This window comes from Micromonospora sp. S4605, from assembly GCF_003176715.1.
GTDB classification, from domain to species: Bacteria; Actinomycetota; Actinomycetes; order Mycobacteriales; family Micromonosporaceae; genus Micromonospora; species Micromonospora echinaurantiaca.
Genome location: NZ_QGSW01000115.1, coordinates 47,033 through 64,420, shown reverse-complemented (window position 1 = coordinate 64,420; position 17,388 = coordinate 47,033). Strand labels below are relative to the sequence as shown.

The window sequence follows — 17,388 nt, the reverse complement described above, 5'->3', positions numbered from 1 at the left end:
AGACCTACGGCCGGCCGGCGCGGAAGGCGGCGGCGAGTTCCTCGTCGTACGTGGCGATCGGCTGGCCGTCGGCGGCGTACGCGACCAGCCGCCCGTGCGCCATGGTCGCCGACCGGAAGGAGAACGTCCGGCTGCCCGGGTACGCGGCCAGCAGCGGGATCTCCCGGGGCGCCCCGCCCGGTGCCGAGTAGTAGGCCAGCCGCGCCACCCGCGGGGCGACCACCCCGTTGACCCGCACCTTGGTCTTCTCCACCCGGGTGCCGAAGGTGACCGGCGCGCCGGTGCCGAAGGCGGCGCACTCGGCCGGCCCGCGGCAGACGAAGAAGTACCGCGGGTTGACCACGTCGTCGAGGTCGTACGCCTTGAAGGTGGGGTCGGCGCCGGCGGGTAGCGGCTGCACGGCGAAGAACGCCAGCGTGGCGGCGGCCGCGACGCCGACCCGCAGCCAGGCCCGGCGCGGCGCCGCCGTGCGGGCGGTGCGGGTGGCGGCGACCGCCACCCCGCCGAACCCGGCCAGGCAGAGCAGGCACACGCCGAGCGTGCGCGCGTTCTCGAAGAGGAACTGCACGCCCGGCCGGGTCGAGATCGGGCTGAGCACGGCACCGAGCGACACCACCATGGTCACCAGCAGCGCGACGCCGGCCACCCGGCGGGCGACGCCGGAGAGCCCGATCAGCAGCATGGCGGCGAGCACCGGCCAGATCTGGTGGTGGGTCCAGGACACCGGGGAGGCGGCCACTGTCGCGCAGCCGACGAGCACCGCCGCGTGCCCCGGCCGGCCGTGCGCGGCCAGGTGCCGGGCGCGCAGCAGCGCCACCGCGCAGATCGCGGCCACCAGGGCGGCCCACACCAGCGGCAGGGCGGCCTCGTCGACGCCGACGCGCAGCAGCATGCCGTGCACCGACTGGTTGCCCAGCGAGGCCAGGTTGCCGATCCGGGACGTCTCCAGCATGGTGCCGGCCCAGTAGGTCCAGCTCTCCGTCGGCAGCACCACCGCGGCGATCGCAGCGCAGGCGACGAAGGCGGCCAGCGCGCGGGCAGCGTCCCGCCACCGGCCGGTGGCCAGGAAGTAGACCACGAACAACAGCGGCGTCAGCTTGATCGCCGCGGCCACCCCGACCAGGATCCCGCGCAGCCGGGCCGGCACGACGCCCATCCCGTCGAGCAACGCCGCCAGCACGATGAAGATGCTGACCTGCCCGAAGCGCAGGTTGCTCTGCACCGGCGCGGAGAGCAGCAGCCCGAGCGCCACCGCCGCGACCACCAGCGCCCGCCGGGACCGGCCGGCGGTCAGGGCGGCGCCGACCGGCACGGCGACGGCGACCACCGCGGCGTACGTGGCCAGCAGCCAGACCCCCTGCGCCACGCCCTCCGGTACGGCGGTGATCGGCCACAGCACCAGCGCCGCGAACGGCGGGTAGGTGAACGGGCCGCCGTTGTCCGCGACGTAGCCGTAGAGCGGGCGGCCGGCGCGCAGGTCGGCCAGGGCTCCGTAGTAGATGTGCACGTCGGAGAGGCGGTCCTCGCGGCGCAGCACGAGCAGCGTGGACACCAGCGCGGTCACCGCGAACGCGGCCCAGAGCAGCACCACCCGCCGGTCTCGCATGACCCGAGGATAAAAGAGACAGCAGCGGCATGGGGTGCGTCGAACTCGGCCCCTGCACCCGGCTCGCGAGGCGTGCCGGCGCAGGTCGAACCCGGGCCGCAGGAGCGCCTCCGCCGGGCCACGGCCGAGGATCGCGATCTTTCCGCTGTCCGCTCCCCCTCCTACAGTGAGGGCCACCCGTCCCTCGACCCCGGAAGGTGCCATGAGCATCCGCGTGTACCGCAACGCCGCGATCCGCACCGGCGACCGCGCCAACCCGTTGGCCCAGGCGATGGCCGTGGACGGCGAGCGGCTGCTGGCCGTCGGCACCGAGGCCGAGGTGCGCGCGGCCGCCGGACCGGGGGCGGAGCTGGTCGACCTGGCCGGCGCCGCGGTGCTCCCCGGCCTCTACGACGCCCACATCCACACCGCGCAGTACGCGCAGAGCCTGGACGCGGTGGACCTACGGGACGCGCGCTCGCTGGACGATGCGCTGGCCCGGGTGGCCGCGCACGCGGCGCGGCTGCGACCCGGCGGGTGGCTGTTCGGGGGCCGGTGGGACAGCAACACCTGGGCTCCGCCGGTCCAGCCGGACCGGTACGCGCTGGACTCGGTCTGCCCCGAGCTGCCGGTCGCGCTGCCCAGCGTGGACGGCCACACGGTGTGGGCCAACTCGGCCGCGCTGCGGCTGGTCGGCATCGACGCCGACACCCTCGACCCGGTGGGCGGGGAGATCGTCCGGGACGAGCAGGGCGAACCGACCGGGATCCTGCGCGAGTCCGCCTGCCGGCCGCTGCGCGACCTGATGGTCTCCCCCGACCTGCGCGACCAGCTCCGCGCCGCGCAGGAGGAGTTGCTGGCGCTCGGCCTGACCAGCGTGCACGACATCGACGGCGAGGACTGCCGGGCGGCCTACCTGGAGCTGCGCGCCGCCGGCGAGTTGAAGCTGCGGGTGCACAAGGCGATCCCGATGAGCCACCTGGACGCCGCGATCGCCGAGGGCCGCCGCACCGGGCAGGGCGACGACTGGTTCCGCACCGGGCCGGTGAAGATCTTCAGCGACGGCGCGCTGGGCTCGCACACCTGCCACATGAGCGAGCCGTTCGCCGGCGAGCACGGCAACGTCGGCATCGCGGTCACCCCGTACGAGGATCTGGTCAAACTGTTCGGCCGGGCCGCGGAGGCCGGCATCGCGGTGGCCACGCACGCCATCGGCGACCAGGCCAACCACCTGGTGATCGACGCCTACCAGGCGATCGGGCGTACGCCGGGGCTGCGGCACCGGATCGAACACGCCCAGCACCTGCGGGCCGGCGACCTGCCCCGGATGGCCCGGCTGGGCATCGTCGCCTCGATGCAGCCGGTGCACTGCACCAGCGACATCGACCTGGTGGACACCCTGCTCGCCGGGCACGACCTGGCCTCGTACGCCTGGCGGGGGATGCTGGACGCCGGCGTGCCGCTCGCCTTCGGCTCCGACGCCCCGGTGGAGCACCCCAACCCGTTCCCCGCGCTCTACGCGGCGGTGACCCGCACCCGCCCCGACGGGACCCCGGCCGGCGGCTGGCAGCCTGAGCAGCGACTCAGCATGGCCGAGGCGCTCGCCGCGCACACCCTCGGCGCGGCCCGGGCCGCCGGTGAGGAGGAGCGCAAGGGCGTCCTCGCGCCCGGCATGCTCGCCGACTTCATCGCCGTCGACACCGATCCCCTGCGGGAGTCACCGGAGGCGGTGCTGCGCACCCGGGTGCTGACCACTGTCGTCGGCGGCGAGATCCGCTGGCAGCGCGGCTGACGGACCAGCTACCGGAATGCGGGCCAGTGCTGCGCCCTTCAGGGCGGGCGTGAAGGCCCGTCTTGGGAGCGTCGCCAAAGCCCGAGCAGTGCCTTACGCTTGCCAGCGCTGTCCACCCCAGCAGCAGTGACGATCGGCGGCAATCGCAGCTGACTTTCGGACAGCATTCAACATCCGGACAGCGCACGTGGCGAAGCCAGCCCTCACGGGCCGGAGCGAGCACCATGGTCAGATGACTGCAGAACCCGGAGTGTCGATCCCCTACCGCGCGGCATGGGTGCCGGACGACGATCCGGAACGAGATTGGGACACCGCCTCAGCGCTGGCCCTGCGGTGGCTGGATGCGGAAGCATCCCACTCGGGCGGCACCGTCGTTCTGGTGACCCACTCGTTCGACAACGGTGCGGGCAGCCAGGTGCTCAGCCGGTTCACCCGCGGTCGCAACCACCTCACCACGCGGTCCAGCTCGTTGCCCGGCGTCCGCGGCCCGGTCCTGGCGTACGTTCCCACTAGTGAGGTGCTCGCCCTGGCGATCGCCAGGGCGCAGGGGTCGGCGCTGTGTGTGGTGGAGAGCGTCTCCAATCCTATGCGCGGCTGGGCGATGGTCACCGGTGCCGTCAACTTGCTCACCGGGGAGACCGACGTACTCGACGAACGGCTGCGCGAGCACCTGGACCGCTTGAAGTTCTACGGCAACAACGGCTACGGCCCGAAGTTCGATCAGGATCGCGCCCGCAATGTGTTGGACGACCTCCGAACCGATGGTCTGCTCAACGTCGATGTCATCGTAAGCGCGCTCGCCGCGCTGAACGTCTCCGTGCGGGGGCAGGAGAAGATCCGCGAACTGGCGAAGAGGTAGAGGCTCCGACTCGCGCGGAGGGTAGGGGCAGCACGGGGTGCTGGTGGCCTGGTCCGGGCACGACAGCGCTGCCGGAGCGGAAAGGGCCCGGTGAGACGCATCCGGCGCCGGCCCTGCCGTGGTCGCCGTCAGCGGCGCATGAGTGCCGACCGCCGGGAACACCGGCGCGACGAATAGCCTTGGGGCAGGCGCACGGAGGTACTCGTTGGCGGGGTGAGGGCTAGCCTCTTGGGTCATGTCCGTCCCTGCACCGCGTCCGTTGCTGTTCCTTGACGTGGACGGCACCGTTATCCCGTTCGGCACACCCAGGGCGGCTGGGCCGGGCATGCCGCATGGCCACCCCGAGGCGCCAGCTCTACCGGCCGATGCCCATCCCCTGCTGCACAAGGTCGATCCGGAACACGGCCGCCGGCTGGAGGCCCTGTCGTGTGATCTTGTGTGGGCGACGACCTGGATGAGCGACGCGAACGACGTGCTCGCGCCGCTGCTCGGGCTACCGCCTCTGCCCGTGGTGGACTGGCCCGACTCCGACGAGGTCGGGCTCATGCACTGGAAGACCCGTGGGCTGGTCGAGTGGGCGCAGGGACGCCCCTTCGTCTGGGTCGACGACGAGATCTCCCTCGCCGATCAGCAGTGGGTGTCGACTCATCACCACGGTCCGGCCCTCCTGCATCGGGTCGACCCCCGTCGGGGGCTGACCGAGCACGACTTCACTGTCATCGAGAGCTGGCTCATGCAGGCGCGGTAGAACAAGCTGGTTGCCGTCGCAATCGCTGTGCTTGAGCCGGTTGGGCTGCTCTACGGGAACGGAACATTCGGAAGCACGTCGTCGTCGCGTCCGGTCTGGGGTAGCCCGGCGGCAGCGGCGATGGCCTTGACCGCCTCGTTCAGCCCGGTGGTCTCGGGGAGGACGAGTTCGTCGGGCCAGCCCAGGACGTCGTGGGCGGCGTACCAGCCGCTCATGTGCTCGGCGGTGAACTCGGTGGTCTGCGGGCGGGTGAGGTGCCGGCGGAGGGTCTCGGGCAGGGACACGTCGAGGTAGCAGAACAGCGACCGGCCCCGGTGGCCGTCCTGCAGGGCGATCAGCGTGCTGCGGTAGGGGCTGGTGTGCATGATGCCCTCCAGCACGACGTGATAGCCGTGGTTTCAGCGCGAACCGAACGGTCTGCGCGATCAACGCCGGTGCCGTGCCGCCGGACAGGTCCCTCTCGCGCAGCACGATGCGGCGCAGGTAGTCCTGCTCGACCAAGGCGCAGCCCCGGCCGTGCCGGCGTCGTAGCTCGCGGGCGATGCTGCTCTTGCCTGAGCCGGAGTTGCCCCGGATGCAGACGAGGATCGTGTCCGGGCTGCCGTTGGGTTCAGCGAGCACGATGCGTCCTCGGCTTCAGTTGTTGCGGACGGTGAGGTCGAGGGCGGCGACGGTCAGCTGGGTGAGGTCGGGAACCTGGTCCTCGCCGAGGGTGACGCCGCGCAGGTTGTCCAGCGGCGTCTTGAGGCCGTGGAGGCGGCTGCCCCGCAGGTCGGTGCCGTCGAGGTGGCAGGAGTCTAGTTCCAGGCCGGCGAGGTCACAGGATCGCAGTGCGATGCGCGGTAGTCGGCAGGACGACCATGCGCCGTTGGTGAGAGTGCAGTCGGTGAACGCGACCGAGCCGGCGGCGGTGACGCGGTCGAGGGTGGCGTAGTCGAAGCGGCATCCGTCGAACAGGACGTCCTTGAGGCGTACGTCGGTGAGTCTGGTGCCGGTGAAACGGGAGTCGGTGATCGCGCACCGTTCGATGGTGATGCCGGTCAGGGTCGCGCCGGAGAAGTCGGTGCGGGTGATCTCGCAGCCGTAGAGGCTGCCGGCTTCCCAGGTGCTCTCGCTGAGGTCCACGCCGGTGATCAGGCTGCTGCGGATGGTGACGTCCTCAAGTTGCGCGCCGTGCCAAGCTGCGCCCTCGACGAGGGCCTCGGTGAGGGCGTCGGCAAGGTTCGTCGTGGTGTCGAGGTCATCCGGGTCGAGGTCCGGCAGCAGGACCTTCACGTCGCCGATCGTGGTGGTACGCATGTGTCCTCAACCTGTGTGGGCGCGGGGTGGGCACCACCCCGCGCGTCCCGTGGTGGGGGCTACTTCTTCTTGTTCCAGTTGTCCCAGCCGGGTCGGCTGTCGAACTTACCCTTGTTATCCCAGGTGGGACGGTTGTCGAACTTCGCCGCGTCGATCGACGCTACCGACCGCTCCGGGTCGACGCCGAGGCGGGAGAGTTGCTCGGGTGCGGCGTTGACGAGGGTCGCGAGTGCGTTGGTCATGGTGCTTCTCCTTGCGGGGTGAGGTGGTCCGCGGCTGCGCGGACGAGGGCCTGTCGGGTGGTTCGGCAGTAGGTCGTCTCTCGGGCGGTGAACGTCCCGTGCTCGAAGTAGCGGTTGCCGGCCTGCGCGCCCCGACAGAAGTCGTAAAAGGCGCAGTGGTCGGCGCAGTCGTTGAGGGCCGCTATGAACTCGGCGACGTAGTCCAGGTCGCCGGCGCCGGCGAGCATGGCGGTGATGGGCTGATGGAGGACGTTGCCGGCGATGAAGTCGCCGTATCGCGGCTCGGTGATGCCGAGCAGCTCCGGCGACAGCAGCACCACCTGCCCATCCCAGGAGACGGTCGGGATCGGCTCGTACGGCGCGTGGTCGACGCGCCCGGCGCGGGTGACGGCGAGATAGTCGGCCAGCCGGTCCACGTCGCGGATCCGCAGCGGGCTGCCGCCGACGCGACGTGCGATGAGGTGCTTCCAGAACCGATACGCGGCATCATCCGACACCGGTGCCCGGTCGGTGCCCTCCTGCTCTTCGATGTTGAAGCCCACCGACTGGCAACCAGACAGGCCGGTGAAGAAATCGACGAGGGCTTCCGCGTGGCCGATGGTTTCCGGTGTCACAACACAGATCACCGAATACCCCAGCCCCGCGTCGGCCAAGGTCTGCATGCCGCGCAGGGTGCGGGCGTCCGTCGACGTGCCGGCCCGGTCGAGGCGGTTCCGGTTCAACGCGCCCGGTCCGTCGATGCTGACCCCGACCTCGAAGCCGTGGCTGGCGAACAGCTCGCACCACTGGCGGTTGATCAGCGTCGCGTTCGTCTGGATCTCGTGACGCACCATCCCCGCGCGCCGCAGTTCTTCGAACGGGGCCAGCAGATCCCGGAACAGCCCGGTGGGTGTGGCGGTGGGTTCGCCCCCGTGCCACACGACACTCACCGGATAACCGCTGTTCTGCTGGGCGATCGACTCGGCGCAAGCCTGCGCGACCGCGCCGCTCATCAGGCGCAGGGATCTCCGGTCGGGCAGGTAGCAGTAGGTGCAGTCGAGGTTGCAGAAGCTCGTCGGCTGCACGACCAGGGTGTGGAAGCTGCCGGCGATCGCCGGCTGGCCGGTGGCGTTGATGAGGCCGATGCCGTTCACGACGAGGCCTCCTCGTTCCTTACGGCCGTGATGGTACGGACGCGGTAGGCGTGGATATGGCGGGCGGGCCAGCCGAGGAACCGGTCGAACATGTCCGCCGCGCTGCCCGTCACGCTCGGGTTCAGCCGGTGCAGATCGTCGATCGCGTCGTGCAGGCAGCCGGCCAGGTAAAGGAACAGGCTCACCAGGCTGTCCCGGTACTCGACCACCAGAGCCGCCTTCGCCGCCCCGCAGGGCCAGGGCTGCCCGCACCGGCGGCACAGCCACAGCCGACGCATTGGCAGATGCTCAAGCCGTGCCGGCACGGTCCGGTGGGCCGTGAGGCGGCGCTGCTGGCCGGTCACCGCCGATCACCCTTTGTGGTCTGCTGTTCGAACAGCTGACGCCACACATGGGTAAGCAACGGCGGATCAGCAGGCCGCAGCTGCCACTGCGAAGACGAGCACGAGGGCTCGGGCCGCCGGGGCTGGTCGGCCGTCGCGTTACGCGAGACGTACACGGTCATGCCTGCACCCCCGGTCGAGACGGCCGGCGGTGGGCTCGTCGGGGGAAAGGCGAGCCCACCGCCGCACCACGGCGGCTGGGAGCAGACCGCCGATCACCCACCCACGCAGCTCTCATGGCGGTACGCAGGCGAGGCCTCAGCCGCACGCGTAAGAGGGCGTCACACGATGGGGCCGGCCGACGCGCCGACGCATACCCATGCCGTCCGGTGGTCCCGTCGTTCATCTCGAGTCCCCTGGCGTGAGGCTGCGATTCGGTGCCGGCCGCCTACTCACCAAGAGCGGCGCACCGGCACGATTAGGTTCGCTCGGCGGGCACGGCGATGGGGATGTCCTGGCGGTGCACTCACGGTGCACCTGAAAGCACGCCGAGTGCCGTTACGATCGTCCGGCTGACAACTGTCGCAACGGGAAGGACGCGCGATGGCCGCGGTGACGACCTGGACCGGCCGGGAAGCAAACGCGCTGCGCCGGGCGTTGCGGATGAGTGTCACCGGCTTCGCGGAACACCTGGGCGCGGCCCGGCGGACGGTGGCCAAGTGGAGCAGCCAGGGCGACAAGATCTACCTGCGTGCCGATATGCAGGCTGCTCTGGACACCGTGCTGGCGCGGGCTACCCCGGACGTCCGCGAGCGCTTCGAAGCACTGGTGAGAGCAGGTACCGGCGGTGCACTTGCGGATCCCGCGAAGCCGTCCGTCGCCGCCACGCACGTCCATACTGTCGAAGGCAGCATTCACGACATCGACTCGGACGGCGACGTGCGGCGCAGAGACCTCTTGACGGGCGTGACGATCAGCGGCATGGCCCTGCCGAACGTCGCAGCGCTGCTCAATGCACTGGTCGCACCACCCTTCCGAAACACCGAGCCAGTTGCCCTACCGCTCCGGCAGTTCGCTCGAGACGTCGCCGCAGCCAAGACGGACTACCAGGCCTGCCGGTACGAGCAGGTTCTCGCCGGGCTCGTGGCCCTGTTGCCCGCCCTGGAACCGACTCGCGCGGAGGCCGAGCGCGAGCAGCGAGCGCAGGTCGACGCCCTGACCAGCGACCTGTACCACGTCGTCGGCAGCGTACTGCTCAAGGTCGGTGACAACGGCATGGCTCTGGTTGCCGCTGAACGCAGCAACCGCGCCGCCTTGATCAGTCAAGACCCGGTGGCGATAGCCGCCAGCGCGCGGATCATGACCCACGCCCTTATGAGCAACGGCCACAGCAATCAGGCACGGCAGCTTGCCGAACACGCGGCCGAGACCCTTCAACGTGGCACCCGGCTCGCCTCGACCGACGCGGTCGCCGTCTACGGCGCGCTGCTGCTGCGCGGTGCTATCGCCGCAGCCCGTGACGACAACCGAGACAGCGCACAAGTCATGCTCGACGAGGCCTCCCACGCCGCAGGACGACTCGGCTACGACGGCAACGACCGGTGGACCGGGTTCGGTGCCACAAACGTCCTGCTGCACCGCGTCAACGTCGCGCTGGCCCTGGGCGACGCCGGCACCGCGATTGCTCTCGCCCGCAAGGTGCCGCTGGACAGGATCGACCTCGCCGAACGCAAGGCCTCCCTGTTCGTCGACGTGGCACGCGCCTACACGCAGTGGGGTCGCTACGAGCACGGTCTGAACGCGCTACGCAGCGCGTATGAGGTGGCCCCACAGGAGATCCGGTGCCGGCCAGCGGTGCAGCGCATCGCCAGCGACCTGGCAGTCCTCACCCACGGGCACGTCCGTACCGCCGTCATCGACTTCGCCCAGCAAGCCGGGATCCACGTATGACTCGCCGCCACCTGCAAATCGTCGTCTGCGCTGCCGGGCCCGCCGCAGACGTGACTCAACTGATCACCACCGCGACGCAACAGTCGTGGACAACGGCGGTCACCGCCACCCCCAGCGCCCTCGAGTTCATCGACATTGAAGCGATAGAGCGGCTGACCGGGCACCCGGTCCGTTCCACGTACCGGTCGTCTCCCGGCGCCCGCCGCTCGCTCCCCGCAGCGGACGCGCTCATCGTCGCCCCCGCCACCTACAACTCCGTCAACAAGATCGCCCTCGGCATCGCCGACAACTACGCGATGACAACAGTCGCCGAGCTGATCGGCCGGCAGGTCCCGACAGTGGTCGTCCCGTTCGTCAACGCCGCCCTGGCAGTCCGCGCGCCCTTTCAGCGCGCGGTGGCGGACCTCCGCGACGAGCGCGTAAGGATCTTCCTCGGGACAGACGACGGATGGGAGCCTCACCAGCCCGGCAGCGGCAGTAGTCGCCGAAGGGCGTTTCCTTGGGCGGCGGCGTTAGAAGCAGCGACCCCGATGACCAGCGGCGTGCCTGCCAGGAGCACCGATCAGGGCTGAGCCCGCCTTACGGTCAGCGCGGAGACAGCAAGCAAGATCAGACTCCGAGGTCGGCCAGTCGCCGGGCGTTGGCATCCCCGGGCAGCCTCCGCACCTGGTCATTGGGCCAGTGCCGATACACCATCTCCCTGGTAGTCACCGCTATCTGCGATCGCAGCGGATCGCGGATCATGTCATCCAGCAGTTGCTCTCCACGCTCGGCGTCCTGAGCGATGATCAACACGCCCCGACCGGCACCGCTCGGTCGCTACGCAGGTAGCCGGTCAGCAGCCCGCTCAGTCCCGAGGTCCGCCTCTCCCAGTCGGCGATGACGTCCTTTAGGGCGAAGAGGATGTCAATCACCCGGGCGGCGCTAGCGGCTCCCGGCGCAGCGCGGCGAGCTGGATCTGCAGCGCCAGCCGGGTACGCGCCGAGCCCAGGTCGACGGGGACGACCTCGGCGAGGCGGCGCATCCGGTACCGCAGCGTGTTGGGGTGCACGTGCAGCCGTCGGGCCGCCCGCGTCGGGTCACCCTGCTCCTCGATCCAGGCGGCGACCGTGGCCACGTAGTCGGTGCCGTGCTGCCGGTCGTGCGCGACGAGGGCGGGCAGCGGCCCGCCGACCAGCAGGTCGGCCCTCGGCACCGTGCTGACCACCCGGTGCACGACCACGTCCGCCCAGACGTCCTCGAACCGCAGCACCGGACCACGCCGGGCCGGGCCGTGCAGGGCGAGCAGTTCCGCCGCCTCGGCGCGGGAGCGCCGCAGGTCCGGCAGGGTGCGGGCGACACCGCCGGAGGCGGCGGACAGCGCCGGGTCGTGCCGGGCGATGTCGTGGATCAGCCGCTCCAGCCACAGCCAGGAACCGGGCGCCTCGCCGTCGGCGGCCACCACGGCGAACAGCACCTCGCCGAGGTCGGCGATCAGCGGTTGGCGCCACCCGTGCCGACGGGTGATCGACTCCCACAGGGCGAGGTTGTGCACCAGCTCCGCCGTACCGCCGTGGGCCCCGAGCGCGACCACCCGCCACGGACCGGCGGGCAGGCCCAGCTCCTCGCGGCCCAGCCGGCCGGGGTCGCGCAGCGCGGCGCGTAGCCGGTCGGCCGCCGCGCGGCGGGCGACGTCGGCCTGCACCCGCAGCCGGAGCAGGTGCAGCGCCAGCTGGGACGCGGTGCCCTGGAGGTCGCGCAGTCGCTCGTCCGGCACCGGGCCGTCGACCACCGCCCAGATCGAGCCGAGCAGCTCGCCGCCGGCCCGGATCGGGATCACCAGCCGGGGCAACGTCCCGTCCGGCCCCTGCGGTACGAAGATCAGGTCGCTGCCGGTGGCGAGCTTGCGGAACACGCCACGGGACCGGAAGTGCGCGATCACCTCGCCGGGCACCCGCCGCCCGACGATGGTGGAGACACGCGCCGGGTCGGTGCGGTCCTGGCGGGACGAGTAGGCGAGCACCCGGGACTGGGCGTCCTCGATGGTCACCGGCGCATCGACGATGGCGGCGGTCGCGTCGGCGAGGGCGAACAGCTCGTCGTACACCCCGGCCTCGCCGCTCTCCGGCGGGCCGGGCGCGACCGCCCGGTCGATCACCCCGCGGAGCAGCCAGACGAGTTGCGCCCACGAGCCGTGGCTCTGCAGCTCGACCAGGGTCAGGTCGCGGTCGGCGGCGGCCGCCGTCACCTCGGGGTGGGTGGCCAGTGGCGGCTTCAGCACGAGGCCGGCCGCGGCGGTCTCCGCGCACCAGGTGACCACGCCGATGGCCTGCTCTCCGGTCGCGATGCCGGCGCCGAGGACGAGGTCACCCCGCTCGCCGGTCGTCGCGTCGTCGGGGTCGGCGAAGGTGACGTCGCGGACCTCCGCCGCGGCGCCGCGGACGACGACCTGGAGCAGCGCGGCACCGACGGCGTCCACCACACCACCCACGGTGATCATGATGATGATTATGCCTTGGGCGTTGTCTGTTCCGACCAATGGCCGGAACGATCGTTGGCCTGGCCGGACAATGACGTTGCGGCCCGGCGCGGCCAGGATTGGGCCCGATCCCCCGTTGATCCGAAGGAGAGAACCGATGTCTGCCGCCGAGTCCGGGCCCGCACCCCAGCACGTCGCCGTCATCGGCGCCGGGATGGTCGGGCTGGCCACCGCCTGGTTCCTCCAGGAGCGGGGGGTGCGGGTCACCGTGCTCGACCGGACCGGGGTGGCGGCTGGCGCGTCCTGGGGCAACGCCGGCTGGCTCACCCCCGGCATCACCACTCCTCTGCCCGAGCCCGCGGTGCTCCGCTACGGGCTGCGCGCCGTGCTCAGCCCGTCGTCACCGGTGTACGTGCCGCCGCGCGCGGACGTCAAGCTGCTGCGGTTCCTGGCCGGCTTCACCCGGCACAGCACGGCCGCCAAGTGGCGCACCGCGATGCGGGCCTACATCCCGATGAACCGCCGCGCGCTGGAGACGTTCGAGGCGCTGGAGGCGGGCGGGGTCACCGCCCGGGCGAACGAGGCGAAGTCGTTCATCGCGGCGTACCGGACCGAGACCGAGCGGTCGGTGCTGCTGGACGAACTGGGGCACATCCACGCCGCCGGTCAGGAGATCGAGTTCGACGTGCTGACCGGCGCCGAGGCGCGCGAGGTGGAGCCCTCCCTCTCCGACCACGTCGGCGCCGCCATCCGCCTGCACGGCCAGCGCTTCGTCAACCCCGGCCAGTACGTGCACGCGCTCGCCGACTCCGTCCGCGCCCGCGGCGCCTCGATCGTGACGGGGGCGGACGTGGTGGACGTCCGCGACGAGGGCGCCGGGGTGCGGGTGGTGACAGCGACCGGCGCCGACGACCGGTACGACGCGGTGGTGCTGGCCACCGGCACCTGGTTCGGTGAGCTGGCCCGGCGATTCGGCGTCCGGACCGTCGTGCAGGCGGGCCGCGGGTACAGCTTCAGCGTCCCGATCGAGCACCTGCCGGCCGGGCCGGTGTACTTCCCGGCGCAGCGGGTGGCCTGCACGCCGCTCGGCGACCGGCTGCGGGTCGCCGGGATGATGGAGTTCCGCCGCGCCGAGGCGCCGCTGGACCGCCGCCGGATCACCGCCATCGCCGAGGCCGCCCGGCCGCTGCTGCGCGACGCCGACCTGGACGCCCGTACCGACGAGTGGGTGGGCTCGCGCCCCTGCACCCCGGACGGCCTGCCGCTGATCGGCCGGACCCGGTCGCCGCGGGTCTACGCGGCCGGCGGCCACGGCATGTGGGGCATCACCCTCGGCCCGCTGACCGGCACGCTACTCGCCGAGCAGATCACCACCGGCCGGCAGCCGGCGGAGCTGCGCCCCTTCGACCCGCTGCGCTGACCACCACTCAACGAGCGGGCGGAGCGCGGCGGCGCTCCGCCCGCTCTGCCATGTGCCCACCGGAGGGAAAGCCGACGTGTACGCCGTGAGCAGGCAGGACGAGCTGGGGGTGCTGCGGATCGTCCTGGAGGAGCAGTACGAGCGGCACACGACCCAGCTCGCGCTGCTGGCCCGGCAGGCCAGCCAGCTGCCCGGCGCCGATCCGGCGGCCGCCGCCGCGTTGACCGCCGCGTCGCGCCGGGCCCTGGGTGACATCGCCCGCGCCCTGCACTACCTGGAACAGGACGGCTACGGCAGTTGCGAGGGGTGCGCCGCTGACATCCCCATCGAGCAGCTCGCGCACCGCCCGGCGACCCGCTTCTGCACCGCCTGCCGGCCGGCACGAGGTGGGTACTGACGGCGCCCGACCCGGGCTGACGCGGCGAGTGTGGGACGGCGGGACGCGCGGACGAGCGGGCAGCGGCGACCCGTCAGCGGGCCGAGGGCGACACCACGGCGCGCGAGCGCCACAGCAGCCAGACGAAGTACGGCGTGCCGATCAGCGCGGTGACCAGGCCCGCCGGGATCTGCGCGGGCGCGATGACCGTCCGGCCCAGGGTGTCGGCGAGGCTGACCAGCAGCGCGCCGAGCAGCGCGGCGACCGGCAGCACCCGGCTGTGCCGGCCACCGACCAGCGCGCGGGCGGCGTGCGGGGCGACCAGCCCGACGAAGCCGATCACGCCGACCGCCGACACGGCGGTGGAGGTGAGCAGCGCCGCGGCGACCAGCGCGACCAGCCGGGTGCGTTCCAACCGCACGCCGAGCACCCGTGGCGTGTCGTCGTCGAGGGCGAGCAGATCCAGCTCCCGCCGGGCGGCCACGACCGCCGGGGTGAGCAGCACCAGCGCGATCGCGACCGGCAGCACCTGCGTCGCGGTCCGACCGTAGGTGGAGCCGGAGAGCCAGGTCAGCGCCTTGCCGGTGTTCCACGGGTCGAACACGACGATCAGGAACGTGATCACCGCCATGCCGCCGTACCAGGCGCCGAACCCGATCAGCACCAGCCGGTCGGAACTCAGCCCACCCCGCCAGGCCGCGCCGTAGACCAGCGCGAAGGCGAGGATCGCGCCGACACCGGCGACGCCGGAGACGGCCCACACGCCGGCCAACGGCACGAAGGTGAGCAGCGAGACCGCGCCGAGGCCGGCGCCGGCGGTGATGCCGAGGATGCCCGGCTCGGCGAGCGGGTTGCGACAGACCGCCTGCACGGTGGTGCCGGCGACCGCGAGCGCCGCGCCGGCCAGCACCGCCGCGGCGACCCGCGGCCACCGCTGGTCCAGCACGAAGGTGTACGCCGGCCCGGTGCGTCCCTGCATCCAGTTGACGATGTCGCCGAGCAGCACCCAGGTGTCGCCGGCCAGCATGCCGACGACGACCGCGGTGCCGGCGAGCACGGCGCAGCAGGCGACCACGGCACGGTGGAAGGTCGCGGACCGCACTGCCGCGTGGCCGCCGGGCGGGCGGCGGGTCGGCCCGGCGTCGCGGTGCCGGCGGGCCAGCCAGATCAGGATCGCCGCGCCGAACAGCGTGGTGACCACGCCGGTGGGGATGTCCACCCCGGCCTGCGCGCCCATCACGGCGCGCAGCAGCACGTCGGAGCCGAGCACGATGATGGTGCCGGCGATGCCGGCGAGCGGCAGCAGCACGCGGTGCCGGTGCACGCCGGGCACCAGCGGCCCGAGCAGCCGGACGATGACCGGCGCGCAGAGCCCGACGAAGCCGACCGGGCCGGTCAGGGTCACCGCGGCGGCGGAGAGCAGGACGGCCAGCACGGTGACGATCAGCCGGGTACGCCGTACGTCGAGACCGAGCACGGTGGCGGTGTCGTCGCCGAGGGCCAGGATGTCGAGGCGGTGCCCGAGCAGCACCAGGGCGACCACGGCGATGCCGATCACCGGGGCGAGCTGGGTCAGCGCGTCCAGGTCGCTCTGCACGAGCGAACCGTTGCCCCAGGCGAACAGGCCGATGGTGGCCTGCTCGAACAGGATCAGCAGCAGCATGGTGGCCGAGTTCAACGCCAGCGCGGTGGCGGAGCCGGCGAGGATGAGCCGGGTGGTGTTCGACTGGCCGCCGGCGGACATCGCCATCACCAGGGCAGCCGCGGCCAGCCCGCCGAACAGGGCGAGCCCGCCCGCGGGCAGCACGGGCAGCGAGATGCCGAACGCGGCGACCGTCACGATGGCCAGGTGCGCGCCGGCGTTGACGGCGAGGGTGTCCGGTGAGGCGAGCGGGTTGCGGGCGATGGACTGCAGGGCGGCGCCGGCGAAACCGAGGGCGACGCCGATGGCGAGCCCGGCGAGCAGGCGCGGGATCCGGGAGGCGACCAGGACCCGGGCCGCCTCGCCCTCGCCGCCGGTGACCAGCCGCAGCAGGTCGAGGGCACCGACGGTCGAAGTGCCCTGGGTCAGGTGCACCGCCGCGACCACGAGCAGCAGCAGCGCCCCGACGACGAGCGCCCCGACCACCCGGGGCGCGGACAGCGGCCCGGCCGGAGCCGGCCGGGTGGCCGGCTCCGGGCGCGGGCGCGGGGGTGCGGTCAGCGTGGTCACACCGTGTAGGTCTTCACGAGCTGGTCGATGTACTGCTTGCCGGAGAGCGGCCCGCCGAAGGTCCAGATGCCGTCCGGCATCCGGTGCAGGTTGCCCTGCTTGACGAAGGGCAGCGACTTCCAGATGGCGTTGCTGGCGAGCCCGTCGGCGAAGACGTCGTCGCCGTCGGAGGCGTTGTAGAAGAAGTGCAGGTTCGGGTCCTTGAGCCCGGTCAGGCCCTCGACGTCGGTCTGGCCCAGGCCCCACACCTCGTCGGTCTTGCCGGTCCACGCGTTGGTGAGGCCCAACTGGATGCCGAGCTGGGAGACGAGCGCGCCCTGACCGAACATCCGGATGCTGACCGTGCTGCCCTCCTTCCAGCCGTCGGCGATGGCGAACGGCCGGCCGGCGGCCCCGGCGTCGGCGATCTTCTTCTTCCCGTCGGCGATGGCGGCGTCGAAGTCGGCGAGCAGCTTCTCCGCCTCGGTGGTCCGGCCGACCGCCTGGGCGATCATGTTGAGGTCCGACCGCATCCGGCCGAGGTTGTCCTTGGCGTCGCTGCCCTTGGTGACGATCACCGGGACGTACTTCTCCAGCTGGGTGACCAGGGCACCGCCCCGGTCGTCCTCCATCACGACCAGGTCGGGCTGGAGGGCGACGATGGAGTCCACACTGGGCTCGGCCCGGGTGCCGACGTCCTTCACCCCGGCGTCGAGCTTGGCCGCGGTGACCCAGGTGGCGTAGCCCTTGGTGTCGGCGACGCCGACCGGTATGACGCCGAGGCTGACGAGCATCTCGACCTCGCCCCACTCCAGGCCGACGACCTTGGTCGCCGGAGCCTTGAGGGTGACCTGCTTGCCCCGGCTGTCGGTGACGGTCACCGGGCCGCTGGCGGAGGAGCTGGACGACGCCGGGCTGGCGGCGTTCTCGGTGGTGCCGCAGGCGCTGAGCAGCAGCGCGGCCGTCGCGGCGACCAGGGCGGTGACACGGATACGGGTCATGGTGATCTTTC

The 17,388-nt window shown here is 72.0% G+C and carries 18 protein-coding genes and 1 pseudogene; 7 read left to right on the top strand and 12 right to left on the bottom strand.

All coding sequences use genetic code 11. The features are described from left to right. Positions 1 to 4: 4 nt before the first annotated feature. Positions 5 to 1,606, bottom strand: coding sequence for a glycosyltransferase 87 family protein (locus tag DLJ47_RS07485; protein WP_158289795.1), 1,602 nt, complete (start codon positions 1,604 to 1,606; stop codon positions 5 to 7). A gap of 202 nt (positions 1,607 to 1,808) precedes the next feature. Here DLJ47_RS07485 and DLJ47_RS07480 point away from each other — a divergent pair, with 202 nt between their 5' ends. The 3 genes from DLJ47_RS07480 to DLJ47_RS07470 all read left to right on the top strand — a co-directional run bounded on the left by DLJ47_RS07480 (position 1,809) and on the right by DLJ47_RS07470 (position 4,984). Continuing rightward, on the top strand, positions 1,809 to 3,377 hold the full coding sequence (locus DLJ47_RS07480; protein ID WP_109899321.1) for an amidohydrolase: 1,569 nt from the start codon (positions 1,809 to 1,811) through the stop codon (positions 3,375 to 3,377). A gap of 232 nt (positions 3,378 to 3,609) precedes the next feature. Next, on the top strand, positions 3,610 to 4,236 hold the full coding sequence (locus DLJ47_RS07475; protein WP_146228044.1) for a hypothetical protein: 627 nt from the start codon (positions 3,610 to 3,612) through the stop codon (positions 4,234 to 4,236). A 235-nt stretch (positions 4,237 to 4,471) separates the two neighbouring features. Next, positions 4,472 to 4,984, top strand: a complete 513-nt coding sequence (locus DLJ47_RS07470; protein WP_158289794.1) for an HAD domain-containing protein — start codon at positions 4,472 to 4,474, stop codon at positions 4,982 to 4,984. A 50-nt stretch (positions 4,985 to 5,034) separates the two neighbouring features. Here the strand turns inward: DLJ47_RS07470 and DLJ47_RS36690 are convergent. The 6 genes and pseudogenes from DLJ47_RS36690 to amcA (DLJ47_RS37725) form a co-directional block, all read right to left on the bottom strand. Beyond that, positions 5,035 to 5,605, bottom strand: a pseudogene (locus DLJ47_RS36690) (kinase). Positions 5,606 to 5,620: 15 nt separating this feature from the next. Then, complete coding sequence (locus DLJ47_RS07460; RefSeq protein WP_109899318.1) at positions 5,621 to 6,283, bottom strand: pentapeptide repeat-containing protein; 663 nt, start codon at positions 6,281 to 6,283, stop codon at positions 5,621 to 5,623. 59 nt (positions 6,284 to 6,342) lie between these two features. Beyond that, the gene (amcA, locus tag DLJ47_RS07455; protein WP_109899317.1) at positions 6,343 to 6,525 is read right to left on the bottom strand and encodes a multiple cyclophane-containing RiPP AmcA; all 183 of its coding nucleotides are present in this window, start codon (positions 6,523 to 6,525) and stop codon (positions 6,343 to 6,345) included. Continuing rightward, a complete protein-coding gene (gene amcB / locus DLJ47_RS07450) occupies positions 6,522 to 7,658 on the bottom strand; it encodes a cyclophane-forming radical SAM peptide maturase AmcB (RefSeq protein ID WP_109899316.1) in 1,137 nt (378 codons plus the stop codon). The genes amcA (DLJ47_RS07455) and amcB overlap by 4 nt, the downstream gene beginning before the upstream one ends. Next, a complete protein-coding gene (locus DLJ47_RS07445) occupies positions 7,655 to 8,002 on the bottom strand; it encodes a hypothetical protein (RefSeq protein WP_109899315.1) in 348 nt (115 codons plus the stop codon). The genes amcB and DLJ47_RS07445 overlap by 4 nt, the downstream gene beginning before the upstream one ends. Next, positions 7,999 to 8,163, bottom strand: coding sequence for a multiple cyclophane-containing RiPP AmcA (gene amcA / locus DLJ47_RS37725; protein ID WP_342447630.1), 165 nt, complete (start codon positions 8,161 to 8,163; stop codon positions 7,999 to 8,001). The genes DLJ47_RS07445 and amcA (DLJ47_RS37725) overlap by 4 nt, the downstream gene beginning before the upstream one ends. Before the next feature lie 421 nt (positions 8,164 to 8,584). Between amcA (DLJ47_RS37725) and DLJ47_RS07435 the strand changes: the two genes are divergently transcribed. Beyond that, complete coding sequence (locus tag DLJ47_RS07435; RefSeq protein WP_109899313.1) at positions 8,585 to 9,931, top strand: hypothetical protein; 1,347 nt, start codon at positions 8,585 to 8,587, stop codon at positions 9,929 to 9,931. Next, positions 9,928 to 10,503 carry a flavoprotein gene (locus DLJ47_RS07430; RefSeq protein WP_109899312.1) on the top strand — a complete coding sequence of 192 codons (576 nt, stop codon included), beginning with the start codon at positions 9,928 to 9,930 and terminating at the stop codon, positions 10,501 to 10,503. Before DLJ47_RS07435 ends, DLJ47_RS07430 begins: the two co-directional genes overlap by 4 nt. 37 nt (positions 10,504 to 10,540) lie before the next feature. Here the strand turns inward: DLJ47_RS07430 and DLJ47_RS07425 are convergent, their stop codons facing one another. From DLJ47_RS07425 to DLJ47_RS07420, 3 genes are read right to left on the bottom strand one after another with little or no spacing between them, the layout of a single operon-like run. Further along, positions 10,541 to 10,726, bottom strand: coding sequence for a hypothetical protein (locus DLJ47_RS07425; RefSeq protein WP_109899311.1), 186 nt, complete (start codon positions 10,724 to 10,726; stop codon positions 10,541 to 10,543). Next, positions 10,720 to 10,845: a hypothetical protein gene (locus DLJ47_RS37460; RefSeq protein WP_255562286.1), complete on the bottom strand. Its 126-nt coding sequence runs from the start codon at positions 10,843 to 10,845 to the stop codon at positions 10,720 to 10,722. Before DLJ47_RS37460 ends, DLJ47_RS07425 begins: the two co-directional genes overlap by 7 nt. Beyond that, positions 10,842 to 12,410 (bottom strand): helix-turn-helix domain-containing protein, encoded by a 1,569-nt coding sequence (locus DLJ47_RS07420; protein ID WP_109899310.1) that lies wholly within the window; start codon positions 12,408 to 12,410, stop codon positions 10,842 to 10,844. Before DLJ47_RS07420 ends, DLJ47_RS37460 begins: the two co-directional genes overlap by 4 nt. A 136-nt stretch (positions 12,411 to 12,546) precedes the next feature. Here DLJ47_RS07420 and DLJ47_RS07415 point away from each other — a divergent pair, with 136 nt between their 5' ends. Together DLJ47_RS07415 and DLJ47_RS07410 are read left to right on the top strand one after the other, a co-directional pair. Continuing rightward, entirely contained in the window at positions 12,547 to 13,809 is a 1,263-nt protein-coding gene (locus tag DLJ47_RS07415; RefSeq protein WP_109899309.1) for an NAD(P)/FAD-dependent oxidoreductase, read from the top strand. 85 nt (positions 13,810 to 13,894) lie between these two features. Then, positions 13,895 to 14,206, top strand: coding sequence for a molecular chaperone DnaK (locus DLJ47_RS07410; protein WP_146228043.1), 312 nt, complete (start codon positions 13,895 to 13,897; stop codon positions 14,204 to 14,206). Positions 14,207 to 14,279: 73 nt separating this feature from the next. Here the strand turns inward: DLJ47_RS07410 and DLJ47_RS07405 are convergent, their stop codons facing one another. Beyond that, on the bottom strand, positions 14,280 to 16,397 hold the full coding sequence (locus DLJ47_RS07405) for an iron ABC transporter permease (protein WP_233257701.1): 2,118 nt from the start codon (positions 16,395 to 16,397) through the stop codon (positions 14,280 to 14,282). Then, positions 16,394 to 17,377, bottom strand: a complete 984-nt coding sequence (locus tag DLJ47_RS07400; RefSeq protein WP_109899307.1) for an ABC transporter substrate-binding protein — start codon at positions 17,375 to 17,377, stop codon at positions 16,394 to 16,396. The genes DLJ47_RS07405 and DLJ47_RS07400 overlap by 4 nt, the downstream gene beginning before the upstream one ends. Positions 17,378 to 17,388: the final 11 nt, after the last annotated feature.